Source organism: Ciceribacter sp. T2.26MG-112.2, from assembly GCF_900492205.1.
Classification (GTDB): domain Bacteria; phylum Pseudomonadota; class Alphaproteobacteria; order Rhizobiales; family Rhizobiaceae; genus Allorhizobium; species Allorhizobium naphthalenivorans_A.
This window is the reverse complement of sequence record NZ_UEYQ01000002.1, coordinates 351,004-374,264: the sequence shown is the minus strand read 5'-3', so window position 1 is coordinate 374,264 and position 23,261 is coordinate 351,004. Positions and strand designations below refer to the sequence as shown.

The following is a 23,261-nucleotide window of genomic DNA, read 5'->3' as shown; positions in this document are numbered from 1 at the left end:
GCAGCCCGTGATCGTCAGTTTTGCCTGTAGAACAGCATCAAAAGCGGTCGCCGTCCCGCATCTCGGGCAAGGTCGGCAAGCACCGAAGCCATGGACGCTGCGACTAGGCCGCCGGCGGTAATCATCACCAGGCTCGCAAGGGCGAAGCCGAGGGCCGCGGTGGAAAGGCCGCACAGTCCGGTCAGCAAGACCGACAACGGCCAACGCGCCTTGGCACCCATGGGCAGAACCAGCAATGCCCCCGCCAGGACGCCCGTGACGGCGCAGAGCCAGAATGTCAGCGGGCTGTGCGTGACGAGAAAGACGCCGGCGAGCAACAGGGTCATGGCAGTGGAAACGGCTTGAAGGCGCCGCAGACCGCCAAACCACTCCCCTGCGCTCGCCGCCCGGACGCGTCTAAAAAGAAGCACGCTCCCGCCGCCCAGCACCAGGCAGCCGGCGATCATCGCCACAGTGGCCGCGCCCAGCCGCTCGATGTCGCCCGTTCCCGTACCTGCCTGCCAGAATGGGGAACCGCGGTCGACGATGGCGAAGGCAAGAAGGATCGCAACGATCGCGTAAAGGATCAAAAGGCCGGTCAGGAACAGCGGAACACGCGCAAGAGAGGCGGAAAGCGCCACGGCCGCACCCAGTGTGCAGCCGATCCCGACCGCCAGCAGGATCAGCAGGGAACCGCCGAAGCTCGGCTCAGCCGCCAGCAAGGCGGCAAGAGCGGCAGAACCGAGTCCAAGGGCCAAGAACGGAACCAGGGCGGGCAAGGGCCGCCCGCCAGCGCCCCTGATGGCGCAGACGGCGAGGAAGAGGGCAGCAGCGAGATCGCAGATGACGGCCAGTTGCTGCATGATGCCCCTTTAGCCCGCGCGCCGCTTGTCGGCCGAAATCCTCCGCGCAGCGATCAAAAGGCCAGCGACGACACCGGCCGAGACCAGAAGCAGAGCCGCGAATGACAGGCTGCGAGCCGGGCCAGCCGGAGACACGCCGACGATCAGGATGGCACCGCTGGAGATCGCCGCGGCAATAAGGCCGGCCACCACCACGAATGCCTGACGATGGCCGCGCAATGTTCGGGATGCGGAAACCCAGCCGACGAAGAGCGCCAGCGCGAAAACGGCGAGCCGAAACAGAAAGGGATCGGAAGCGGCGGTGAACATGCTTGCGCCTTCCCCTGCCGCCGGCCGATCAACGCATCAGGAACACGCCGGCAGCGGTGAGCACGACGAGAACGATCAGGCCGCCGAGGAAGCCGGCGCCGCCGAAGAAGCCGGCGGCCATGGCGATCAAAAGCGCGACGAGGAAGACGGTGCTGTACTTGGTCGCGGCGACGAAGAGATCGTAGGTCTTTTCATGCTCGTTATAGTTCATCGAAGCGCCGGTTTCGACGGGACCGCCGTGGTGTTCGCTCATGATCTGTCTCCCTTGGGCGGCCGCCTCACCTTGGTAGCGGGCCGCCGACTTGAATTTCACCAGGTGCAGGCTGCTGCGTCGAACACGCCTCTCCCCTTTTCCGCCTTACACAAAGCTTGAAAGGAGTGCAATCAGTCACCGCGCCCTATGCTGGATAATTCAATAATGCACCCCGGCAATGGCACCCGGAATGTGCCCCTCGAACACCAGCCGGGCCGAAGGCAGCACGGTAAGCGACGGCGCCGCCTGCGTTCTGTCGCGACCAAACATCAGGCGCCGCTCGTGTTCGCCCGAATTGAAGAACGGATAACGCTCCAGCAACTTCCTGCCTGTCGTGTGTGTGTTGGTGGCGAGCAGCGTCAGTTCCAGCCCATAGATCTCCGTCATCCTGCGATCGACGATCGTGTCGGCATAGAAGACGCGCTTGTAGAATGCCGCATGTGGCGGCCGCACGTGCTGCAGAACCCGGTCCGCCTTGAAATAGGCAGCCGCGACAATGCTCGGCCTGAGTGTGATATAGGGCAGGACCGGAAGCTCCGCCGCGACCTGAGGCTCGACGGCGAAGCGCGCCGGATCGATGAGGGTCAGTCCCGCCTCGAGGAAATCGTCAATCGCATCCGGGAACACACCCGATGACTGTGCGACCGGATGACTCGGCGTCACATAGTGCAGCCGCACCGTGCTCACCAGTTCCTCGAAATAGTACACGCCGAAGACATAGGCATGATCGTCGAAATCGATGTCGTCGATCAGACTGGCGGCCCCGACCGGCAGGACGTCCGCCGCCTTGTAGGCACGGTAGCGGAGCCGTTCGATCTCGCCAAAGTCCTCGCTGCTTTCGATCCGTCGATACTCGATATTGTCGAGCAGCGACATCAGTCTCGCAGCAAAGCTTTCGGGCACCTCGGCGCGTGCATTCATTCGGTGGCCTCGCGGTTTACGTTTTGTTAACCAACCTTAGCGAACCACGAGAGGTTGCACACTTGCGAAATCTTGTACTGCGACGATTTACCGTTTGTTAAGGTTAACAAATGCTTAGAAAACATGGTTAACCGGGAGTTGCGGCCTTTGGCGCACCCTTGAAATACAGGGGATTTCGCAAACGAGATCTGGAATGATATCAGGCGACGTTGACGGCGCCGGCCGCAACCAGCTTCTTTTCGGCCCGTTCGGCAAGGTCGGCAACGGCTTCCGAAGCGATCGGCATCGAATAGACATAGCCCTGGATGAGGTCCGCCAGATCGTATTTGGCCAACAGTGCGAGTTGCTCCTGGGTTTCGACCCCTTCGACGATGATGCCGAGATCGAGCTGGCGCGACAGGGTGACGATGCCGCGCAGCAGCTTCAGCCGTTTGGCATCCTCTCCGATATTGCGCACGAAGGAACGGTCGATCTTGACCTGGTCGACGGGCAGCGAATCGAGATAGCTGAGGCTGGAGAAGCCGGTGCCGAAGTCGTCGATCGCGATGGTGATGCCGTGCTGGCGCAACTCCTCGAGGATGAGTCGGACAGCGCCCAGTTCCTCGATCAGGCTCGACTCGGTGACTTCGAGATGCAGACGCGTCGGCGCCAGGCCGGATTCGTCGAGCGCATCGAGCACCGTCCTGACGATGTCGTCATTACGCAGGTCCTGGACCGAAAGATTGACCGAGACCCCGATCGACTCCGGCCAGGTCGCACAATCGCGGCACGCCGTGCGGATCATGAAACGGGTGATGTCGGCGACGATCCCCATTTCCTCGGCGATCTGGATGAAGATGTTGGGCGGGATTGCGCCCTTGTCCGGATGCGTCCAGCGCGACAGCGCCTCGCAGCAGGCGATGCGCGATCCGTCCGACACGAACATCGGCTGGTAGACGGCCTGCAGCGCACCCGTCTCGACCGCTTCCTTGAGGTCGGTCTTAAGTCGCTGGCGCTCAATGTAGCGGGCATCCATCTCCTGGGCGAAGGCGGTGAAATTTCCCTTGCCGCGCGACTTCGATTCGAACACCGCCAGGTCGGCCTTGATCTGCCATTCCTCCATCCGCAGTTCGGCAATATCCATCTGGACCGCGCCGGCGCAGAAGGTGACGGCAAAACTGGTGCCGTCGATGTCGTATTGACCGGCGATGGCGGCATGGATGGCGCGCATCCGCTGCTCGAGGTCGGGACGCTGCTCGGCATTGGGGAAGAACAGGACGAACTGGTCACCGACGAGATGGCCGACGATCGCCTCCCCTGCGGCGAGCTTCAGCAGCCGGTTGGCGATCGCTGCAAGCAGCCGGTCGCCGGTCACGTGTCCCTTCATGTCGTTGACATGCTTGAACTCGTCGACGTCGAGGACCATGAAGGCGATCTCGCCCCCCTGGGTGCGCGCCGCGATCTGGTCCCTGACGAGTTCTGCGAAATAGCTGCGCTGCGGCAGTCCGGTCATGGAATCGAACCGCACCATGTGCAGGATTTTGCGATCGGCACGCACGCGCGCGGTGACATCCTCGAAGATCAGAACGACGCCGCCCTCGGGACGCCGGCTGGCGGAGAACTCCAGCACGAGATCCTCGGAGAACTGCATGATGGCACGCGAAATGGTGCCGTCCATCAATTGGGCGAGCTGACGCTGGATCAGGCTCGGCATCGAACCGTCGATGAAGGTATGGCGCACGCCGTAGCGCAACACGACGTCGAGATCACAACTCTTCAGCCTCGCCCGCTCGCCGAGATTGAGCAGTTCGCAGGCCTTGCGATTGATGACCTCGATGCGATTGTGCGGATCGAGCATGATGAGGCCGTGCGTCATGTTGTTGAGTGCAGTGTCGAAGCTGCCGACGACCTTCTTGATTTCCCGTGCTGCGATGACGTTCTCATAGAGAAACTCACGCACGCCCTTTGCCATCGCCTGGGTTGTCAGGACGAAGGGAATGAGCATGACCGACAGGAGGACCTTGTAGGGGTCCTGGGAAAAGGCGGCGCCGACGATGATCGGAGCGCAACAGGCCAGACTCTGGAGGTTGACGGCCAGCCGAGAACCATAATTGCGCCCGACGACGGACACCATCGAAGCCATGGTGACGGAAACGCAGGCAAGCTCGACGAAGGTGTCCTCGAATTCAAGAATGGAATAGCCACAACCGATTCCGAGAATGGCGGCGGTCGAGGCGCCGCCCAGAACATAGCGCGCCTCCCATTGCCGGATGTCCTCGAGCGACCAGGTCGACTTCTCGGCCTTGCTGAAGCGAGCGAAGAGGAGGAGGCGGTTGGCGAACACGACCACGAAGGCGATGGCCAGCATGACGAAGACCAGATCCTTGGTCTTATGATAGACCACGAGATAGGTCAGGATGTGGACCAGCATGCCGGTAAACAGAGTCTGCCGGTTGCCGAACAGCGAGCTGACGAAGGACAGGTATACGTCCGTCGGCACAGCTTTCGTGCCATGAGCCTTCATCCGTTGGCCTCCTTGTCCCTGCAACCTATGCAAAACGATTTAAAAATCGATTGCCAAAAACACAGGAAAATCCATAGTCGAGCGCACGCGTCGTTTGATCACGGCGCCGCGCGCGACAGCAGTCCCCAGGCCACTGCTGCAGATTGCGCATTTTCGCCAGGATGGCAAATCGCTCGTTGCAAACGAGTTAAGGTCGATCAAACGACGCGTCGTGCCCTGTCCCGAAATGGGGCATCGGAAACAGCTCCCCAGAGTGTCGTTGGACCTCCCTTCGGGCGCCGCCGCATCGGTGAAAAATTGACGGAAGGCATTAGACGAAAGACTAGACGAAGAGAGGGCGCAGATTGCGGAAAAGGCCGGAAAACCGGAGCCTTCACCCGTTGCACGTCACCTTTTCATGCTCTAAGGACGACCCTTAGTATTTGGGGAGACAAACATGAAAATGTTATTGGCAATCACCCGGGTGATCGATGCGATCAACGGGGCAATAGGGCGCTGGGTTTCCTGGCTGCTCCTCGCCGCCGTCATCATCAGCGCCGGCAATGCGGTTATCCGCAAGATGTTCGACATCTCGTCGAATGCCTGGCTCGAGCTGCAGTGGTACCTCTTTGGCACCGTTTTCATGCTCGCCGCCGCCTATACCCTCTTGAACAACGAACATATCCGCATCGACATCGTCGCGAGTTCGTGGAGCAAGCGCACGCGAGACTGGATCGACCTGATCCTGCACATCATCTTCCTCGTGCCCTTCACCTTCCTGATGACCTGGCTTGCCTGGCCGTGGTTCCTGAACTCCTTCAAGATCGGCGAAATCTCCTCCAGCGCCGGCGGGTTGATCGTCTGGCCTGCCAAGGCCGCCGTCTTCTTCGGCTTCCTGCTGCTGAGCGCCCAGGCGATCTCAGAGATCATCAAGCGTGCCGCCATCCTTTCCGGCCATCTCGAAGACAAGGCCGATGTAAAAGACACCGCCGAAGTGACGGGACACTGACATGATCGATTTCATCGCACACAACCTCGCCCCGATCATGTTCACCACGGTGATGCTGATGCTCTTGCTCGGCTATCCGGTGGCATTCACGCTCGCCGCGGGCGGCCTGATCTACTTCGCCTTCGGTGTCGAACTTTCCGCCATCTCCCCGGAAATCAGACTTTTCTGGCCTCTGCTGCAGTCACACCCCGACCGCATCTACGGCATCATGTACAATGACACGCTGCTATCGATCCCGTTCTTCACGCTGATGGGCTTGATCCTGGAGCGCTCGCGCATGGCGGAAGATCTGCTCGACACCATCGGTCAGCTCTTCGGCCCGATCCGCGGCGGTCTTGCCTATGCGGTCATCCTGGTCGGTGCACTGCTCGGCGCCACGACCGGCGTCGTTGCCGCCTCGGTCATGGCCATGGGCCTGATCTCGCTGCCGATCATGCTGCGCTACAACTACAACCGGCCCCTGGTTGCCGGTACGATTGCCGCCTCGGGCACGCTCGCGCAGATCGTCCCGCCCTCGCTCGTGCTGATCGTCATGGCCGACCAGCTCGGCCGCTCGGTCGGCGACATGTATGTCGGCGCGCTCTATCCGGCGCTCCTGATCATCTCGGCCTACTGCCTCTACATTTTCGTCATCACGATGATCAAGCCGCAATGGGCGCCTGCCCTGCCGCTCGAGGCCCGTACCCTCGGCGGTGGCGTCACCTCGCTTTTCGTCATGCTGGTCATCAGCGTTGCACTCTACTTCCTCGGCCATGAAGTGCTGTTCACCGGCATTGCCAGCCCCGAATGGCGCCTCGTCTCGGCCCTCGCCTTTGGCGTCTTCAGCATCTACCTGATCGCCCTGGCCAATCAGAAATTTGGCCTGAACATCATCTCGCGACTTGCCCAGCAGGTCATCATCGTCCTGATCCCGCCGCTGGCGCTGATCTTCCTCGTGCTCGGCACCATCTTCCTCGGCATTGCCACGCCGACCGAAGGCGGTGCAATGGGGGCTGCGGGTGCAATCATCATGGCGGCGATGAAGGGCCGCATGTCGATGGCGACCATGAAGCACGCGCTCGACGCAACGACGAAGCTTTCGGCCTTCGTCATGATGATCCTGATCGGCGCCCGCGTCTTCGGCCTGACCTTCTATGGCATCAACGGCAATGTCTGGATCGAGGAACTGCTGACGGCGCTTCCGGGCGGCGAGTACGGCTTCCTGATCGTCGTGACGATCATCGTCTTCATCCTCGGCTGCTTCATCGACTTCTTCGAGATCGCCTTCATCATGGTGCCGCTGCTGGCTCCGGTCGCCGACAAGCTCGGTATCGACCTGGTCTGGTTCGGCGTCATTCTCGGCATCAACCTGCAGACCTCGTTCCTCACCCCGCCCTTCGGCTTCTCGCTGTTCTACCTGCGCTCGATCGCGCCGGCAGGAAAGTGGAAGGACAAGGTGACGGGCAAGACGATGGACGGCATGAAGACGCTCGACATCTACAAGGGCGTGTTCCCCTACATCATCATCCAGTTCCTGGCGATCATGGTGGTCATCGCCTTCCCCGGCCTGGTCATGCGTTACAAGGGCGATGCGCCGACCATCAACCCGGCCGACGTGCAGATCGAGGTTCCCGGCTTCGGCCAGGGTGGAGGCATGACGCTGCCGCCGCTCGGTTCGGACGGCAACGGCGCGCCGAACTTCGGCCTGCCGCCTCTGGGTGGCGCAAACGGCAATGGCGCCCAGGCTCCGGCCATGGGCCTGCCGCCGCTCAACCTCGGCGGACCACAGCCCGCGCCTGCTCCGGCAGCGCCGGCTGCCAACCCGGCAACCGACCTCAGCCAACCGCCGGTCATCAGGTAAGCACAAGCCGGGATCCTGCAGGATCCCGACCAACAACGAACATGATGCGAAACGCCCCGGATCTCAGGTCCGGGGCGTTTCGTTTTGCCGCGACAGCGACCGCGCCGGGCTGAGAGAGAGAGAGAGAGAGAGAGAGAGAGAGAGACCTGGCGCCCCCGCATCCGCCGACCGCACACGAAAAAGGCTCCGGGCAAGACACCCGGAGCCTCATAGGGTCTACGGCCTGGAAAAGCTCAGAGCTTGCCGGCGCGCTGCTGGATCATCATGAACGTGTCGAAGGTGTACTCGCCGAGCTGGGCCCAGAGATAGGCATCCTTCTTGAACGCCAGCTGATCGTCGTAGATCTTCTTGAAGAACGGGCTCTGGGCCGACAGTTCCGCATAGATCTCGATCGCCGCCTGATAGCAGGCTTCCATGATCTCCTGGCTGAACGGACGAAGGACCGTTCCCTCGGAAACCAGCTGCTTGATCGCCGCCGGGTTCTTGGCGTCGTACTTTGCCATCATGTTGGTGTTGGCAAAGGCGCAGGCGTCGGTGATGATCGCCTGGTAGTGCTTCGGCAGGTTGTTGTACTTCTCCAGGTTGAAGAAGCCGTGAACAACTGGACCGGCTTCCCAGAAGCCCGGATAGTAGTAGTACTTGGCGACCTTGTGGAAGCCGAGCTTGGAGTCGTCGTAGGGACCGACGAATTCGGCAGCATCGATCGTGCCCTTTTCCAGCGCCGGATAGATGTCGCCGCCAGCGAGCTGCTGGGGAACGACGCCGACCTTTTCGAGCACCTTGCCGGCGAGGCCTGCAATACGCATCTTCAGACCCTTGAGGTCGTCGACGGTGTTGATTTCCTTACGGAACCAGCCGCCCATCTGAACGCCGGTATTACCGGCCGGCAGACCGTAGAGGTTCTGGGTGGCGAAGAACTCGTTCATCAGCGTGTTGCCGTTGCCCTGGTTGAACCAGGCATTGGACATGCGCGCGTTGAGGCCGAACGGAATGGCGGTACCGAAAGCGAAGGTCGGTTCCTTGCCCCAGAAATAATAGGAAGTGGTGTGCGCGGCTTCGACCGTGCCGGCGGCAACGGCATCGACGGCCTGCAGGCCGGGGACGATTTCACCGGCAGCGAAGACCTGGATCTGGAAATTGCCGTCGGTTGCCGCAGCAACGCGTTCGGCGATGTCGACAGCGCCACCGTAAATGGTGTCGAGCGACTTCGGGAACGACGACGTCAGACGCCAGGTGATCTTCGGGTTTTCCTGGGCGATGGCAGGCGCTGCCAGCACGGTGGATGCGGCGACGCCAGTACCGGCGACACCCGCTTTCTTGATAAATGAACGACGATCCATGAATTGACCTCCCATCATGGTTGCTCCAAACGGTGGAAACCTTGCGCCCCCTCCCGATGGCAATGCCGGCGAGATAACCATTTTGTCCAAAGCGTTTCAAGCGCCGCGGCAATATTCTTTCGGACTAGATGGACAATTCGGACGATTGCGCCTTGGCTCCTATCATCCGGATTGTATTCGTTGCTTTTTCGCGCTGCGCGTCGCCGTGGATGCATGCTCGCCAGGCCGCCCAGCAGGCGGTGCCCGGTCGACCGGAACAGACACCCTCCGCGGACCAGTTTCAGGCTCTGCGCAGCGGCGTTTTCGTTCACAATGCTGGTGGAATGAAGAGCATATACCGGCAACACGGCCAGATCCCTCCCACCTGGCACGCTGGAGGACCCTGGATGGGGTTTGCAGAATCGAGCCGGGCACACGCAAGGCCTCAACGGCTGGAACACGATCACATATTGACTTCTCCCCCCGGCTCAATCCAAGAAATGCTTGATGCCCGAAGAGGCTGTCTCTGGAGTTTCCGATGCCCAAGCCGATCATTGCCATTCCCGCCGACATTCGCGAATTCGACGGAACGCACTGGCATGCCGCCCAGAACCAGTATGTCCGCGCCGCCCTCAAGGTCGCCGGCGTGATGTCCTTCATCATCCCGGCCTTCGAGGATGGAAACGAGACCGACGCGCTTCTGGACCGGGTCGACGGGCTTCTCGTCTCCGGCTCGGCGACCAATGTGCACCCGGCGCTCTACGGCGCGGAAGCGCGCGACAGCGACGGCCCTTTCGACCCGGCGCGCGACGCCACCACCCTGCCGCTCATCCGCCGCGCGATCGAACGCGGCATTCCGCTGTTTGCCATCTGTCGCGGCATCCAGGAATTGAACGTCGCGCTCGGTGGCACGCTGGCCAGCGAAATCCAGGAACAGGAAGGCGTGTGGGATCATCGCAAGCCGCAGCATGATGATCGCGACGTCGTCTACAGTATTCGCCAGGACGTGATCGTGGCGGAAGGCTCCTGCATCGCCCGCTATCTCGGCACCGCCGGTTCGATCCAGGTCAACTCGCTGCATCGCCAGGCGATCTCGAAAACCGCGCCGGGCCTCCAGGTCGAGGCGCTGGCCGAGGACGGCACGATCGAGGCGGTCTCGGTGATCGACGCCAAGGGCTTTGCCATCGGCGTGCAATGGCATCCGGAATACTGGGCCGAAACCGACAACCCGTCGCGCGCCCTGTTCGAGGCCTTCGGCGACGCCGTGCGCGCCTACGCCAAGAGCAAGGCCTGACCCGGACCGGAACCTCTTCCCGGCAAGGTACGCCTCAGGTCTTCTGCGGCGTTTCCGGCACCGGGGTCAAAGCCCGGCCCGTGTCGAACCAGGCGATCAGGTTGTCGACCACGAGATCCGCCATGGCATTTCGGGTCGGAACCGACGCCGAGGCGACATGCGGAAGCAGCGAAACATTCGGCAGGTCGATCAGTTCCTTGGGCACCTGCGGCTCGTTCATGAAGACATCGAGACCGGCCGCCGCGATCGTTCCCGCCTTTAGCGCCGCAATCAGCGCCGGCTCGTCGACGGTCGTGCCGCGCCCGACATTGATAAGCACGCCGCGCGGCCCCAGCGCTCTCAGCACTTCGGCATCGATCACCCCGATCGTCTCGGGCGTCTTGGGCACAATCGAGATCAAGGTATCGACCGCCTCGGCCAGGCCGAGCAGCGTCGGGAAATGGCTGTAGCCGACATCCGGGCGCGGCCGGCGCGTGCAATAGCTGATCCTCACCTTGAAAGGCTCCAGCCGCCGCGCGATCTCCAGACCGATCCGGCCAAGGCCGTGAATGCCGACATGCCGCCCCTTCAGCGACAGCGGCGAAAGCGGGAAAGGCCCCTCCGACGCCCAGCGCCCCTCGCGCAGCCAGGTCTCCGCCTGGGGCAGTTGCCGAACGGTGTTGAGCAACAAGGCGATCGCGGTGTCGGCCACCTCATCGTTCAACACGTCCGGCGTGTTCGACACGACGACACCGCGCGCGGCGGCGGCGCGAACGTCGACGCCGTCATAGCCCACGCCGAAACTGGCGATCATTTCGAGGTTCGGCAGCCTGGTGATCCAGCTCGCGGTGAGAGCGCCCGACACGGCAATCGCACGTATCCTTTCGGCATCCTCTGCGGAAACCTCCAGGTCCGGGCCATGCGGCACGCAAACAAGATCGAAACGGGCGGAAAGCCTCTCCGTGACGCGCGGGTTGATGCGGCCCGGCACGAGGATGGTAGCGCGCGAATTCGGCATTTGGCCTCCTGTCGGTCAGCGAATGTGGATCGGGCCGGTCGACTGGCGAATGCGCATTTCCGGCTTGATCAGGTGGATACCGTCCGGCTCGTGGCTGCCGGCCAGCTTGTCGAGCAAGGCGCGGGCAGCAAGCCGTCCCACTTCCGCCTGGCCGTTCCACACCGTGGTCAGCGACGGCGTGGCGATCGAGGCCTCCTCGAGATCGTCATAGCCCGTCACCGAAATGTCGCGGCCCGGCACCAGTCCGGCGCGGGCAATACCGTTCATCAGGCCGATGGCGACGAGATCGTTCCAGCAGACCGCGGCGGTCGGCTTCTGCGGCAGGGAGAGGAAATGCACTGCGGCCTCGAAGCCCCCCTGCTTTGTGCGGGGTCCGGGAATGCGCAGTTCCGGGTCCACTTCGATCCCCGCCTTGCGCAGCGCGTTGACATAGCCCTGGTATCGATCGCGCCCCGTCGAGGTCTGGTCCGTGCCGCCGATCATGGCGATCGTCCGATGCCCGAGCCCGATCAAATGGTTAGTGGCGAGCGAAATGCCATAGCTGTCGTCGCCGCGATAGGTCGGGACATCGAGCCCCTCCATCTGTCGCGCGATCAGGATCGCCGGCATGCCATTGTCCTCGGCAAGCCGGATATCCTCCACCGGCGTGCCGATGGCCGGCGACATGATGACGCCGTCGCCGCCAAGCTGCAGCAGCGTCTCGATGAAGTTCCGCTGTTTGTCGACCGAGTCATAGTGGTTGGACAGGATGAAGGTGTGGCGGCTGCGGTCCAGTTCGCTCTCGATGGCTTTCAGGATCTCGCCGTAGAAAGGGTTCATGATGTCGTGCACGACGACGCCGATGATGCCGGAGCGGGAGGTGCGAAGGCTGGCGGCCCGGCGATTGTAGATGTAGCCGAGGGTCCGCGCCTGCTCCTTGATCTTCTCGCGGGTATCGGCGGCCACCAGCGGGCTGTCGCGCAGTGCGAGCGAAATGGTTGCGGTCGACAGCCCCAGTGACTCGGCGATCGTTGACAGTTTGACCTTCTGCGCCACTTTGCCTCCCTTGATGGATCGATGCATGCCCTGCGGTCTCCTCCAACGCACCTAAACTTTTTAATTAAATAATTTAAGTGCGTATTTCAATTCCCGTTTCCCAGGAAATAGGGGGAGATTCATCAGTCCTTGGACGTATTCCCGTGCAGGTTTTCCTCCACCGCGGCCAGAAGCTTGAGCAATTGCTTGACCTCCTTGCCGGACAATCCCGCGGTCGCCAGTTCCTCGATTTCCGCTGAAGCCACGGCAATGGCCTCGAGCCGGGCACGCCCCTCGGCCGTCAGATGCACCATGGTCAGGCGTCCGTCCGCATCGACATGGCGACGCTCGACGAAACCCTGGGCCTCCATCCGGCCGATCGTGCGGGTCATGGTCGGTGCCTTGACGCCGAGCCTCTGGGCCAGCGCGCCGGGCGTCAGCCCCTCCTCCGCGGCGAGCAGTTGCACCACCGTATCCTGTCCGGCATAGAGCCCGCTGTCGGCAAGGCTGCGCGACAGGTGCGTGCGCATGGCGCGGGCGGCCTGCGTCACTGCGGCGGCAAGGGAGTGATGGCGCTCACCGTTCTCCTTCTTTTTGCCCGCCTTGTTCTTCTTGTCGCCCTTGTCCTTTTTCGCCATTGTGCCTCCCTGCCGCCCGATGGCGAAATGAACATCATGATGTGCCGGCTAATATTCTGCCAGGAATCCATATCGAACAACGAAGATCAACGCCAGATGCAGCAATCCAAGCCCGATATGCCCGACAGCGGACCCGTCTCCCCGTCACAGATGCAGCCCGACTGCATCGCCGTTCTGCCGCTCGGCGCCCATGAACAGCACGGACCTCATCTTCCGTTCGAAACCGACACTCTGATCGTCGAGGGGATCGTTGCCCGCCTCGCGCGCAAGCTCCCCAAAGACCTGCCGGTCATATTCCTGCCCGCCGAGCCGGTCGGTTATTCTATCGAGCACATGGACGTCGCCGGAACCAGGAGCCTTGCCTATCAGGACGCCGTCGAGCGCTGGCTGGCGATTGCCGCGGACCTGTCGGGCAAGGGCGTCCGAAAATTCGTCATGCTCAACGCCCATGGCGGCAATTCACCGCTGATGACCGTTGTCGCCACCGAAGCGCGCGTGCGTTTCGGCATGCTTGCGGTGGCGACGAGCTGGACCCGCTTCGGCCTGCCCGAAGGCGTCATCACGCCCGAGGAAAAGGCGATCGGCATCCATGGCGGCGAGATCGAGACCTCGGTCATGCTGGCGCTGTGTCTGGAGCGGGTCGACATGGCAAAGGCCGAGGATTTCCCGTCACGCCAATCCGACTATGCCAGGCGGTTTTCCCACCTGCGCGCCTATGGCCCGCATGCCTTCGGCTGGAAAATGGCCGATCTCAACCGTCAGGGTGTCACCGGCAATGCCAAGGCCGCAACGGCGGAGAAGGGCGAGAAGCTGATCGACCATGCTGTCGATGGCCTGATCGCATTGCTGCGGGATGTGCAGGCGTTCGACCTCGGCGACCTTGCTTGAATTGAACGCCCCCGCGAGATGCGCTATTCTGGTCCGCAATATTGGACCAGAAGCGAGTTCGATCATGCGCATGCCCGTCAGCGAAGCGAAGACCAACCTGACCGATTTGGTGCGACGCGCCGAGAACGGCGAGGAGATCATCCTCACCCGCCACGGCAAGGAGACTGTCAGGCTGTCCCCCGTCACGCCGGTTCAGACGCCCGAGGAACGGCGCGCCATCATCGCGGAAATCCGTGCCCGCACGCCCAAGTTCCAGGCAACCGAAGGGAAGGCGGCGCGGAGCCAGGATTTCCTCTATGACGACAACGGCCTGCCCAGATGATCGCGATCGACACGTCGGCGCTGATGGCGATCGTCCGCAACGAGGCGACCGCCGATGACTGCCAGGCCGTGCTGGAAGCCAACAACGAAGTCTGCATCTCCGCCGGCACCCTGGCCGAAGCGCTGATCGTCGCCACTGCCAGGGGACACCTGCAGGAGATTCGCGACCTGGTCGACCGGCTCCGCTTCACCGTCATCGACGCGACCGAGGAAACGGCGGAACGCGCCGCCTTGGCCTATGCCCGCTGGGGAAAGGGGAACCATCCGGCCGGATTGAACTTCGGTGACTGCTTCGCCTATGCACTCGCCGAACAGCTCAATTGCCCGCTCCTGTTCATCGGTGACGATTTCTCCAGGACCGATATCCGACCGGCATTGCCGACCTGAGCTTTGGCAAGCCGAATTGACCGCGGAGCAACGGCAAGCCGATGGCGAACGGAGTGGCTGCGCAAACCACTTTCTATTGTGCCCGCCACAGCGTCACAACCGCCAACCCGCCACCAAGGTCTTTGAAATCCGGAAAAATCTGCCGGCAAGTGTTGTAAGCCGCCGACTCGGCAGCCTATATCTCTGCCCAGCAAACAAGGAAGGCAATCATGACCGAAGCTGCCGCAAAACCCATTCCCGTCACCGTGCTCACCGGTTATCTCGGCGCCGGCAAGACGACGCTCCTGAACCGCATCCTGTCCGAAAGCCACGGCAAGAAATATGCGGTCATCGTCAACGAGTTCGGCGAGATCGGCATCGACAACGACCTGATCGTCGAGTCGGACGAAGAGATCTATGAAATGAACAACGGCTGCGTCTGCTGCACGGTGCGCGGCGACCTCATCCGCGTGGTGGAAGGCCTGATGCGCCGACCCGGCCGTTTCGACGGCATCATCGTCGAGACCACCGGGCTTGCCGATCCGGTCCCGGTCGCCCAGACCTTCTTCATGGACGACGACGTGCGCGCCAAGACCGAACTCGACGCGGTCGTCGCGCTGGTCGACGCCAAGCATCTGCCGCTGCGCCTCAAGGACAGCCGCGAGGCCGAGGACCAGATCGCCTTTGCCGACGTGGTCGTCATCAACAAGACCGATCTCGTCAGCCATGACGAACTGCACCGCATCGAAGACATCGTTCGCGCCATCAATCCCTCGGCCCGCATCTATGCGACGACGCGGTCCGGCGTCGACCTGGCCAAGGTCTTGAACCAGGGCGCCTTCAATCTCGAACGGGCGCTGGAAAACGATCCGCACTTCCTCGACCACGACGATCCCGACCATGTCTGCGGTCCCGGCTGCGATCACGATCACGGCCACGATCATCACCACCATCATGACCATGGCCACGATCATGATCATGATCATGATCACCACGACCATCACGGCCACGACCACCACGACCATGCCCCCTCGCCGATCCATGATGTGACGGTCATGTCGATCTCGCTGCGCGGCGGCGAGATGAACCCCGATCGCTTCTTCCCCTGGATCCAGAAGGTCACCCAGACCGACGGGCCCAACATCCTGCGCCTGAAGGGCATCATCGCCTTCAAGGGTGACGAGGAGCGATATGTCGTGCAGGGCGTCCACATGATCATCGAGGGCGACCACCAGCGCCCATGGAAGGACGGCGAGAAGCGCGAGAGCCGCCTCGTTTTCATCGGACGCGACCTTGACCGCGAGAAGCTGGAAAAGAGCTTCCACGCCTGCGAGGCCGCAGCATGACATCGAAAAGTGTGAAGCGGTTTTCGGGTCAAGTCATGCCAAACGGAAAGAAAGCCTGATGCCGACGGTTGCCCCCCTCGACATCGACGGTCACGTCGTCACGGCTGCCTTTCTCGGCGATATTCCGGTCTTTGCCGCGGCTTCCGGGACCGTGCATCGGCTAGACGGCGGCGAGAAGGTGACGGAGGCCCATCAGGGCCTGCTCGCCTGTGTCAAGGACTGCGCCGACCAGACCCTTATCACCGGCGGAGAGGACGGCAAGGTTCTGCGCATCGGCCATGACGGGAGCTTAACCGAACTTGCCCACGTGCCGCGCAAATGGGTTTCCGTCGTCGCGGCCGGGCCGCAGGGCGCGGTCGCCTATGCGGTCGGCAAGGCTGGCTATGTGCGCCTGGCCGACGGCAAGGTGAAGGAATTCACCGAGGAGCGCACCATCGAGGGCCTCGGCTTCGCGCCCAAGGGCCTGCGGGTCGCTGCCGCCCGCTACAATGGCGTGACGCTCCATTGGATCGGCACGACCGGCGCGCCGGTCGACCTCGAATGGAAGGGCGCCCATACCGGCGTGACCTTCTCCCCCGACGGTCGCTTCGTCGTCACCACCATGCAGGAGAACGCCCTGCACGGCTGGAAGCTCGACAGCAAATCGGCCGAAACCCGCCACATGCGCATGACCGGCTATCCGGCCAAGGTCAAGTCGCTGTCCTGGTCGGTCAAGGGCAAGTGGCTCGCCTCGTCGGGTGCGCCTGCCGCGATCGTCTGGCCGTTTTCCGGCAAGGAAGGCCCGATGGGCAAGGCACCGCTCGAACTCGGCACCCGCGCCAACATCATGGTCACCCAGGTCGCCTTCCATCCGGCAGAAGAGGTCCTGGCGATCGGCTTTATCGACGGCATGGTTCTGGCGGCACGTATCGCCGACGGCAAGGAGGCCCTGCTGCGACGTCCCGGCAAGGGTGCGATCACCTCGATGGGCTGGAGCGCCAACGGCAAACTCCTCGCCTACGCTTCGGACGCCGGCGACTGCGGGGTCATCGACATATCCGCCTGACGGCGTTTCTCCGGGAAAACAGCAAAAGCGCCTGCCGCAGTGTTGCGGCGGGTGACGATGCCGGCTTCACGCCGGAACCGTTGGTGGATTGCTCACCATCGAGCGCATCGCGTTGCTTGAATTGCCGCCTCCGCTGGGTTATCGCTCGACCATGGCCCAAGATCATTCCAAGCCCGCAAAGAAAACCCTGCGCTACAAGCTTCTGCGAGCCCTCAAGCTCGTTGACGAGCCCGAGCGCGCCGACCAGATCTACTACGAAACCGGCGGGACCAGGCGCAAAGCGCATGCGACCTGGTACCGTGGCGAGACCACCAACTTCTTCCCCGACAAGAAGGCGATCGCGAAGCCCAACGCGGTCGATGAATATGTCGGCAAGGGCTGGTTTCCGGCCGCCCCCTTCATCACCCGCGAGCACTACATCACCGCCTTCGGCAGCTGCTTTGCCAGCGAGGTGACGAAATATCTCTACCGCGAGGGCTACCAGGTCTTCGGCCGCGACATGAAGCTGAACTCCTATGTGGTGCGCAGCGGCGAAGGCATCGTCAATTCCGCGGCGATCCGCCAGCAGTTCGAATGGGCCTTCGAGGGCAAGGCGCCGAAGATCGAACTGTGGCACGACAAGGAAGGCGTCCCAGGCGACTATTCCGACGAGGTCCGCCAGGCGACACGGGCGATCTTCGAGAAATCCGACGTCTTCATCCTGACACTCGGCCTGTCCGAGGTCTGGTACGACAAGCCGACCGGCGAGATCTTCTGGCGCGCCATCCCGAAACGCGACTTCGACGCTGAGCGTCACGGTTTCCGCGTTCTCGGCGCGGTGGAAAACCTCGACAACCTGCGCCGCACCTACCAGCTCATCCGCGCCCACCGGCCCGACGCGACCGTGATCATCACGCTCTCGCCCGTACCGCTCGCCGCGACCTTCCGGCCGGTGTCCTGCATCACCGCAAGTTCGGTGTCCAAGGCCTCGCTCCGGGTGGCGATCGACGAGCTGATGCGCGAGGTCGGCCCCTCTGCCGAAAGCAAGCTCTACTATTTCCCGTCCTATGAGATGGTGACGTCGTTCCTGCCCAACCCGATGAAGGACGATTTCCGCCACCCGACCGAGGAATCGGTCGAGTTCATCATGCAGACCTTCAAGCGGAACTTCCTGCGATAACGGCGCCCCGGCGCCTGTTAACCGCAAATGGAATCAACCCTCGGCGAGTGCCGCCGCGATGCGCGACTTGATGTCGGCGGTCACGCGCTTCTTGGTCTCGGCAATGTCGAGCGGCTGCGGCCAGGCCTCGATCCTGCGGGTGAAGGGGTGCTTCAACGGATGCCAGGTATTGTGCCGCGTCAGGCCGACTTCCTCGACGATCTGCGTGCGATAGCTCTTCGGCCCGACGAAGATGACGGGAATGCCCATGGCGATGCAGGGCATGGCGCAATGGATGCGCGTGGTGACGACGAGCGCCGCCTTCTTGCCGTAGGTCTCGACGATTTCCTTGGCATATTGCAGGCGCGTCTCCGCCGACACGTCGATGAAGCGATGGCTGACCGTCTTCACCGTCAGCCCCTTCTTGAACAGCTTCGGCGACAGCTGGTCGCGATTGGCCTCGACCAGATAGATCGAATCCGGATCGCGGTCGGCCGGCGCGTTGAAGGTCAGCGTGTTGCACAGCGACAGATAGGCCTCGACGCCGAGCGAGCGGATGAAATCCACCGTGCCCTGGTCGCGGCAGCCGATCGGCTGGTGCTTCTTCAGATAGTCGGCATGGCGCGCGATCGTCGGCTTGGCATGCTTCTGCACATGGAAACCGAAGAAGATCGGTTTGATCGACGGGCTCGGCGGCCAGTTGTCGAGCTTCGACAGGAACCAGCCATTGGTGACGAGCAACGCCTCGGGCCCGTCATAGCTGTTGAGATGATCGCGATTGAGGAACACGTCGACGGGCGGCAGATGCTGCATGACGGCAACGCTCTGGATATCGTCGCCGATATTGTTGCCGTTCCAGCTGAGAGCAGCGATTTTCATGCCGTCAGGTCCCCTTGATGAGCCACCGCGCGGGGATAGTACGCGGCACGGGCGATTGCAACCCCCGTCGGCCGGGGCTTCCGCCCGGGCGAAAGGGCCGGCTGCGCATGAATGCGGCGTCGCGCCTTTGGCGGCAGCAGGCGCATCGCAAAGACGAACGGCAGCCGAGGGACCGGAGCCCTGGCTGCCGTCCATGGGCCTTGCGGCCGGATCAGAAGCGGTAGGTGACGCCGGCGCCGATCAGCCACGGATCGAGCTTGGCCTTACCGTCGACATCGGCGCCCCCGACGGTGGCGGTGAAGTCGGGTTCGAGGAAGATCTTCTTGACGTCGAAGTTCACGCCCCAATGCTGGTCGATCATGTAGTCGAAACCGGCCTGGACGGCGACACCGAAGGCATTGTCGATGTCGAGATCGTCGGCATTGGCGCCTTCTTCATTGTAGAAGATCGTGTAGTTGAGGCCGGCACCGACATAGGGCTTGAACGCGCCGAAATCGGTGAAGTGATACTGCAGCGTGAGCGTCGGCGGCAGGATCCAGGTACGACCGATCTTGCCGAGGCCGGTGATCGAGCCTTCGCCCCAGACATTGGCGTAGGTCGTGCCGAGGATGAGTTCTGCGGCGATGTTGTCGGTGAAGTAATAGGTGATGTCGAGCTCGGGGATCACGGTATCGCTGTAGGACAGGTCCGAACCGGCAATGCCGTCCACTTCGCCCTCGTTGTTGGAGATCACGCCGAGCGCGCGCAGGCGGACCTGCCAAGGGCTCTGCGCCGCGGCAATGGGGGCATCCGCGAGCGGCGTCATGTCGGCCGCGTAGGCGACCTGGCCGGTGAGCAGAAGTGCCGTGGCTGCGGCAACGGCGCTGATCCGCCGCGTGCTGATCGTGTTCATAAATCTCTCCTTGAATAATCGGTGGCTTGTGCCGTGCACAAAATAGGCCGCCCGCAACGCAAGGACGATTGAGCTAGATCAATACATGCTTTGGAAAACAATCGGTTGGAGCCGCTGCGCCGCACCTGTCACAATTCCGCCACGGCCAGATTTGACGATTGAAAATCCTGGCGCCGCGCGCCGCTTGCAAAGGGCGCCGTAACGCCGAACAGGACCTGCAAACCCGTTCCGTAACTACTGATTCTCATCTCCGATCGGCGCTGTCCGGCGCAGACGATGGGCTCCGGCTTCGCAGCGGAAGCCGGAGCGAAGTCGCCTGTCCCGACGACTAGAACTTCACGCCCAGGCCGACATTGACCACATGCTGGTTGAAGTCGGTATCGACGCCGAGGATGTCCTTCTCGAAATAATCGTTGTAGCGATATTCGAGCCTCGTGAAGATCCGGTCGGTGACGGCATAGTCGAAGCCGGCGCCAAGCGTCCAGCCGTTCAGCATTTCGCTTTCGTCGAACCCGCCGCCCTCGACGGAGAAATCGGTCGCCGTCCAGCCACCGGCCGCGTAAAGCAGGACGCGGTCCATGGCATAGCCGACGCGTCCACGGACCGAGCCGTTCAGGCCGGTGCCGACATCCACGGCGCCGTAGCTGTTCTCGTTCCAGTCATAATTGAGATCGGCCTCGAGGCCGACGATCGCGGCGGAGCCGAAGCCCCAGTTATAGCCGACGAAACCACCGAAGCGGCCGCCGTCGAAATCGTCGGAGGCCGAGGTGACGCCATCATAGAAGTCCCCCTCGCCCCAGCCATAGCCGCCATGCAGACCGATGTAACCGCCGGCCCAGCTAAACACCGGCGTGGTCTCCACGACTTCCGGCGGCACGGCCGGAGCCTCGATAACGGCATCTGCGGAAAGAACCGGCGTGGACGTTATGACGAGCGCCAGCGCGCCCCATCCGAGTTTCTTCATCATTGCTGCTACTCCCTCTCAAGGCTGCCCCGCATCGCGGGAACAGACGCTCTGCCGTGACGAAACGCGCCACACGAAGACTAACAAGCATGAGGGCGCGAATTGTTCCGCGCCTTCGCTGTTTTTTTCCGGAGTGACACCGGAAGGACACGCCGCAGCGGGGGCGAAATCCAACCGGATGCAGACGCAGAAACGCCCCCTCGCCGTGGATGGAGAGGGGGCGTTCGCCCCACCGCGTCCCCACGGCGGGATGCAAGGCCCGCACCCGCACCGGCGGCTCCAGACGCGAGACGCGTCGAACTCTACCGGGGGCGCGGACCTGTCTGGTGCTCAGGCGACGTGGCGGCGCGGCGCATGCGACAGCTTGCGGCCGGAGGCGACCACCATGCCGGCAGCCCCCTCGAGCCAGCCGGCTTTCAGCTCGATCGCCAGAAAGCGCTCGCGGGCGAACGGCCCCGGCATCACGAGATGCTGTGCCTTTTGCGCGAAGAAACCGAAGCGCTCGTAATAGCCCGCATCACCGACCAGCAGGATGGCGCCGTGGTTGCGCTTGCGCGCTTCCAACATCGCTGCACGCATCAGCGCCGAGCCGATGCCCTTGCCCTCGTGGGCGGGATCGACCGCCAGCGGGCCGAGCAGCAGCGCGTCGATGGGGTGGCCTTCGCGGCTGACGCCGGCCTCGACATTCCACAGCCGCACCGTGGCGATGACATGGCCTTGGCGGTCGCGGGCGACCAGCGCCAGGCCTTCGGCCGGCAGACGGTCCTTGCGGATCTTTTCCGACGACTTCTTGCGCCGGCCGGCCCCCATGGCACGGTCGAGCAAGGCCTCGCGGGCCACGACATCGGCCGGCGTTTCGGCATCGATGACAAAGGCAGGTGCAGTTTGCGGCGCGAAAAACGCGCGCACGACGTCCAGAACAGCGGCCATGGTGGCCTCCCGTACCAAGAAGTGTTTCCGATGATGGTTTGTTGCGCCGCGCCGGTTTAACCGGCGCGGTCGTCGAAAGACCCGGTGATACTAGATCACGTAGGCCTTGAGCGGCTCGAAGCCGTTGAAGGCGACCGCCGAGTAGGTCGTCGTATAGGCGCCCGTGCCCTCGATCAGAACCTCGTCGCCGATCGTCAGGGAGACGGGTAGCGGATACATGTTCTTCTCGTACATGACGTCGGCCGAATCGCAGGTCGGGCCGGCGAGCACGCAGGGCTCCATCTCGTCCATGTCGCGATCCGTGCGGATCGGGTAACGGATCGCCTCGTCCATGGTTTCGGCCAGACCGCCGAACTTGCCGATGTCGAGGAACACCCAGCGATGCGCGTCGTTGTCCGACTTCTTCGAAACCAGCACGACTTCGGCCTTGATCACGCCAGCATTGCCCACCATGCCGCGACCCGGCTCGATGATGGTCTGCGGAATGTGATTGCCGAAATGCTTCTTCAGCGCACCATTGATCGCACGGCCATAGGCTTCCGCCGAAGGGATGTCGCGCAGGTACTTGGTCGGGAAGCCGCCGCCCATGTTCACCATCTGCAGGTGGATGCCCTGCTTGGCGAGCGAGGTGAAGACGCGCTTGGCATCGGCAAGGGCCGAATCCCAGGCATCGACCTTGGTCATCTGCGAACCGACATGGAAGGACACGCCGAACGAATCGAGTCCCAGTTGGTGGGCGTAGACGAGCACGTCGACGGCCATCTGCGGCACGCAGCCGAACTTGCGCGACAGCGGCCATTCGGCGCCTTCGCCATCGGTCAGGACGCGGCAGAACACGCGGGCGCCGGGGGCCGCGCGGGCGACCTTCTCGACTTCCTCATGGCTGTCGACGGCAAACAGGCTGATGCCGAGCGCGTGCGCCCGGGCAATGTCCCGTTCCTTCTTGATCGTGTTGCCGTAGGAGATCCGGCCAGCGGTTGCGCCGGCATCGAGCGCCATCTGGATTTCGGCAACGGAGGCGCAATCGAAGCTCGAGCCCAACGAGGCGAGCAGCTTGAGGATCTCCGGAGCCGGATTGGCCTTGACGGCATAGTAGATCGCGCTGTCCGGCAGGGCGTGGCGGAAAGCACCGTAATTATCGCGCACGACATCGAGGTCGACCACGAGGCAGGGACCTTCCGGACGTCGGGTGTTGATGAAGTCGAGGATACGAGCGGTGGTCATGGGTCAATCCCTCTCAAGTGCCAAGGTTCCCGGACTCGTTGCCGAGTTCGGAAGGACAAAGGACGACGAGAACCCGATCGAAACCAGCCGGTGGAGACGCTGATACCGTACGAGCGCTCGAAGCGCGTATAGTGAACAGACACCCTGCCAGGAGCGTCAGTTCGGCTTTGTCTGCCATGGATTGGTGGGATGACCCGACCGCACTTCCGGCAATGATGGTGTGCCTCTGAAGTAACTCCGGCTGATGGAAAGCCGGAAGAGACTAGAAAGGCCCGCACCGTCGTTGCTTCAGATGTCCTCGCATTTCCCGGATGGCCGGAATAGCGACTGGAGGGGTTAGTTCCAGGTAC

23 protein-coding genes are annotated in these 23,261 nt (G+C 62.6%); 9 read left to right on the top strand and 14 right to left on the bottom strand.

The features are described from left to right. Positions 1-14: 14 nt before the first annotated feature. The 5 genes from DYZ14_RS05280 to DYZ14_RS05260 form a co-directional block, all read right to left on the bottom strand. Positions 15-842, bottom strand: a complete 828-nt coding sequence (locus tag DYZ14_RS05280; RefSeq protein WP_154719721.1) for an NAD(P)(+) transhydrogenase (Re/Si-specific) subunit beta — start codon at positions 840-842, stop codon at positions 15-17. Between the two features lie 9 nt (positions 843-851). Further along, positions 852-1,151 (bottom strand): hypothetical protein, encoded by a 300-nt coding sequence (locus DYZ14_RS05275; RefSeq protein WP_154719720.1) that lies wholly within the window; start codon positions 1,149-1,151, stop codon positions 852-854. Positions 1,152-1,179: 28 nt separating this feature from the next. Further along, the gene (locus DYZ14_RS05270) at positions 1,180-1,404 is read right to left on the bottom strand and encodes an aa3-type cytochrome c oxidase subunit IV (RefSeq protein WP_154719719.1); all 225 of its coding nucleotides are present in this window, start codon (positions 1,402-1,404) and stop codon (positions 1,180-1,182) included. Between the two features lie 159 nt (positions 1,405-1,563). Further along, positions 1,564-2,325 carry an N-acyl amino acid synthase FeeM domain-containing protein gene (locus tag DYZ14_RS05265; protein ID WP_115669763.1) on the bottom strand — a complete coding sequence of 254 codons (762 nt, stop codon included), beginning with the start codon at positions 2,323-2,325 and terminating at the stop codon, positions 1,564-1,566. Positions 2,326-2,524: 199 nt separating this feature from the next. Beyond that, positions 2,525-4,828 carry a putative bifunctional diguanylate cyclase/phosphodiesterase gene (locus tag DYZ14_RS05260; RefSeq protein ID WP_154719718.1) on the bottom strand — a complete coding sequence of 768 codons (2,304 nt, stop codon included), beginning with the start codon at positions 4,826-4,828 and terminating at the stop codon, positions 2,525-2,527. Positions 4,829-5,264: 436 nt separating this feature from the next. On the opposite strand from DYZ14_RS05260, the gene DYZ14_RS05255 reads away from it, so the two are divergent. Both DYZ14_RS05255 and DYZ14_RS05250 read left to right on the top strand, forming a co-directional pair. Beyond that, positions 5,265-5,816: a TRAP transporter small permease subunit gene (locus DYZ14_RS05255; protein WP_154719717.1), complete on the top strand. Its 552-nt coding sequence runs from the start codon at positions 5,265-5,267 to the stop codon at positions 5,814-5,816. A 1-nt stretch (position 5,817) separates the two neighbouring features. Next, entirely contained in the window at positions 5,818-7,656 is a 1,839-nt protein-coding gene (locus tag DYZ14_RS05250) for a TRAP transporter large permease (RefSeq protein WP_154719716.1), read from the top strand. Positions 7,657-7,889: 233 nt separating this feature from the next. Here DYZ14_RS05250 and DYZ14_RS05245 read toward each other — a convergent pair whose 3' ends face one another. Then, positions 7,890-8,996: a TRAP transporter substrate-binding protein gene (locus tag DYZ14_RS05245; protein WP_154719715.1), complete on the bottom strand. Its 1,107-nt coding sequence runs from the start codon at positions 8,994-8,996 to the stop codon at positions 7,890-7,892. 517 nt (positions 8,997-9,513) lie between these two features. Here DYZ14_RS05245 and DYZ14_RS05240 point away from each other — a divergent pair. Next, positions 9,514-10,269 carry a gamma-glutamyl-gamma-aminobutyrate hydrolase family protein gene (locus DYZ14_RS05240; protein WP_154719714.1) on the top strand — a complete coding sequence of 252 codons (756 nt, stop codon included), beginning with the start codon at positions 9,514-9,516 and terminating at the stop codon, positions 10,267-10,269. 34 nt (positions 10,270-10,303) lie between these two features. Here the strand turns inward: DYZ14_RS05240 and DYZ14_RS05235 are convergent, their stop codons facing one another. From DYZ14_RS05235 to DYZ14_RS05225, 3 genes are all read right to left on the bottom strand, one after another. Then, positions 10,304-11,266: a 2-hydroxyacid dehydrogenase gene (locus DYZ14_RS05235; protein WP_154719713.1), complete on the bottom strand. Its 963-nt coding sequence runs from the start codon at positions 11,264-11,266 to the stop codon at positions 10,304-10,306. Positions 11,267-11,281: 15 nt separating this feature from the next. Continuing rightward, entirely contained in the window at positions 11,282-12,301 is a 1,020-nt protein-coding gene (locus tag DYZ14_RS05230; protein ID WP_115669972.1) for a LacI family DNA-binding transcriptional regulator, read from the bottom strand. Between the two features lie 122 nt (positions 12,302-12,423). Then, positions 12,424-12,918 carry a MarR family winged helix-turn-helix transcriptional regulator gene (locus DYZ14_RS05225; RefSeq protein ID WP_154719712.1) on the bottom strand — a complete coding sequence of 165 codons (495 nt, stop codon included), beginning with the start codon at positions 12,916-12,918 and terminating at the stop codon, positions 12,424-12,426. A gap of 96 nt (positions 12,919-13,014) precedes the next feature. Here DYZ14_RS05225 and DYZ14_RS05220 point away from each other — a divergent pair, with 96 nt between their 5' ends. From DYZ14_RS05220 to DYZ14_RS05195, 6 genes are all read left to right on the top strand, one after another. Next, the gene (locus DYZ14_RS05220) at positions 13,015-13,806 is read left to right on the top strand and encodes a creatininase family protein (protein ID WP_154719711.1); all 792 of its coding nucleotides are present in this window, start codon (positions 13,015-13,017) and stop codon (positions 13,804-13,806) included. A gap of 64 nt (positions 13,807-13,870) precedes the next feature. After that, the gene (locus DYZ14_RS05215; RefSeq protein WP_154719710.1) at positions 13,871-14,128 is read left to right on the top strand and encodes a type II toxin-antitoxin system Phd/YefM family antitoxin; all 258 of its coding nucleotides are present in this window, start codon (positions 13,871-13,873) and stop codon (positions 14,126-14,128) included. Beyond that, a complete protein-coding gene (locus DYZ14_RS05210) occupies positions 14,125-14,514 on the top strand; it encodes a type II toxin-antitoxin system VapC family toxin (RefSeq protein ID WP_154719709.1) in 390 nt (129 codons plus the stop codon). The genes DYZ14_RS05215 and DYZ14_RS05210 overlap by 4 nt, the downstream gene beginning before the upstream one ends. Positions 14,515-14,723: 209 nt before the next feature. Next, positions 14,724-15,839, top strand: coding sequence for a CobW family GTP-binding protein (locus DYZ14_RS05205; protein ID WP_154719708.1), 1,116 nt, complete (start codon positions 14,724-14,726; stop codon positions 15,837-15,839). Positions 15,840-15,897: 58 nt separating this feature from the next. Further along, positions 15,898-16,884 (top strand): WD40 repeat domain-containing protein, encoded by a 987-nt coding sequence (locus DYZ14_RS05200; RefSeq protein WP_154719707.1) that lies wholly within the window; start codon positions 15,898-15,900, stop codon positions 16,882-16,884. Between the two features lie 88 nt (positions 16,885-16,972). Then, positions 16,973-18,043, top strand: coding sequence for a GSCFA domain-containing protein (locus DYZ14_RS05195; RefSeq protein WP_154719706.1), 1,071 nt, complete (start codon positions 16,973-16,975; stop codon positions 18,041-18,043). A gap of 33 nt (positions 18,044-18,076) precedes the next feature. Here DYZ14_RS05195 and DYZ14_RS05190 read toward each other — a convergent pair whose 3' ends face one another. The 5 genes from DYZ14_RS05190 to odc2 form a co-directional block, all read right to left on the bottom strand. Continuing rightward, a complete protein-coding gene (locus DYZ14_RS05190) occupies positions 18,077-18,901 on the bottom strand; it encodes a polysaccharide pyruvyl transferase family protein (RefSeq protein WP_195949833.1) in 825 nt (274 codons plus the stop codon). Between the two features lie 211 nt (positions 18,902-19,112). Continuing rightward, positions 19,113-19,793 carry an OmpW/AlkL family protein gene (locus DYZ14_RS05185; protein ID WP_154719704.1) on the bottom strand — a complete coding sequence of 227 codons (681 nt, stop codon included), beginning with the start codon at positions 19,791-19,793 and terminating at the stop codon, positions 19,113-19,115. 328 nt (positions 19,794-20,121) lie between these two features. Next, positions 20,122-20,760 carry an outer membrane protein gene (locus DYZ14_RS05180; protein ID WP_154719703.1) on the bottom strand — a complete coding sequence of 213 codons (639 nt, stop codon included), beginning with the start codon at positions 20,758-20,760 and terminating at the stop codon, positions 20,122-20,124. A gap of 327 nt (positions 20,761-21,087) precedes the next feature. Then, positions 21,088-21,687 (bottom strand): GNAT family N-acetyltransferase, encoded by a 600-nt coding sequence (locus DYZ14_RS05175; protein WP_154719702.1) that lies wholly within the window; start codon positions 21,685-21,687, stop codon positions 21,088-21,090. A gap of 90 nt (positions 21,688-21,777) precedes the next feature. After that, positions 21,778-22,911, bottom strand: coding sequence for an ornithine/lysine decarboxylase (odc2, locus tag DYZ14_RS05170; protein WP_154719701.1), 1,134 nt, complete (start codon positions 22,909-22,911; stop codon positions 21,778-21,780). Between the last annotated feature and the right edge of the window lie 350 nt (positions 22,912-23,261).

Coding starts and splice junctions, on each gene's coding strand:
- DYZ14_RS05175 (WP_154719702.1), bottom strand. CDS start 21,687: ATGGCCGCTGTTCTGGACGTCGTGCGCGCGTTTTTCGCGCCGCAAACT.
- DYZ14_RS05275 (WP_154719720.1), bottom strand. CDS start 1,151: ATGTTCACCGCCGCTTCCGATCCCTTTCTGTTTCGGCTCGCCGTTTTC.
- DYZ14_RS05210 (WP_154719709.1), top strand. CDS start 14,125: ATGATCGCGATCGACACGTCGGCGCTGATGGCGATCGTCCGCAACGAG.
- DYZ14_RS05180 (WP_154719703.1), bottom strand. CDS start 20,760: ATGATGAAGAAACTCGGATGGGGCGCGCTGGCGCTCGTCATAACGTCC.
- DYZ14_RS05215 (WP_154719710.1), top strand. CDS start 13,871: ATGCGCATGCCCGTCAGCGAAGCGAAGACCAACCTGACCGATTTGGTG.
- DYZ14_RS05225 (WP_154719712.1), bottom strand. CDS start 12,918: ATGGCGAAAAAGGACAAGGGCGACAAGAAGAACAAGGCGGGCAAAAAG.
- DYZ14_RS05240 (WP_154719714.1), top strand. CDS start 9,514: ATGCCCAAGCCGATCATTGCCATTCCCGCCGACATTCGCGAATTCGAC.
- odc2 (WP_154719701.1), bottom strand. CDS start 22,911: ATGACCACCGCTCGTATCCTCGACTTCATCAACACCCGACGTCCGGAA.
- DYZ14_RS05220 (WP_154719711.1), top strand. CDS start 13,015: ATGCAGCAATCCAAGCCCGATATGCCCGACAGCGGACCCGTCTCCCCG.
- DYZ14_RS05280 (WP_154719721.1), bottom strand. CDS start 842: ATGCAGCAACTGGCCGTCATCTGCGATCTCGCTGCTGCCCTCTTCCTC.
- DYZ14_RS05260 (WP_154719718.1), bottom strand. CDS start 4,828: ATGAAGGCTCATGGCACGAAAGCTGTGCCGACGGACGTATACCTGTCC.
- DYZ14_RS05245 (WP_154719715.1), bottom strand. CDS start 8,996: ATGGATCGTCGTTCATTTATCAAGAAAGCGGGTGTCGCCGGTACTGGC.
- DYZ14_RS05205 (WP_154719708.1), top strand. CDS start 14,724: ATGACCGAAGCTGCCGCAAAACCCATTCCCGTCACCGTGCTCACCGGT.
- DYZ14_RS05265 (WP_115669763.1), bottom strand. CDS start 2,325: ATGAATGCACGCGCCGAGGTGCCCGAAAGCTTTGCTGCGAGACTGATG.
- DYZ14_RS05190 (WP_195949833.1), bottom strand. CDS start 18,901: ATGAAAATCGCTGCTCTCAGCTGGAACGGCAACAATATCGGCGACGAT.
- DYZ14_RS05270 (WP_154719719.1), bottom strand. CDS start 1,404: ATGAGCGAACACCACGGCGGTCCCGTCGAAACCGGCGCTTCGATGAAC.
- DYZ14_RS05235 (WP_154719713.1), bottom strand. CDS start 11,266: ATGCCGAATTCGCGCGCTACCATCCTCGTGCCGGGCCGCATCAACCCG.
- DYZ14_RS05255 (WP_154719717.1), top strand. CDS start 5,265: ATGAAAATGTTATTGGCAATCACCCGGGTGATCGATGCGATCAACGGG.
- DYZ14_RS05200 (WP_154719707.1), top strand. CDS start 15,898: ATGCCGACGGTTGCCCCCCTCGACATCGACGGTCACGTCGTCACGGCT.
- DYZ14_RS05185 (WP_154719704.1), bottom strand. CDS start 19,793: ATGAACACGATCAGCACGCGGCGGATCAGCGCCGTTGCCGCAGCCACG.
- DYZ14_RS05250 (WP_154719716.1), top strand. CDS start 5,818: ATGATCGATTTCATCGCACACAACCTCGCCCCGATCATGTTCACCACG.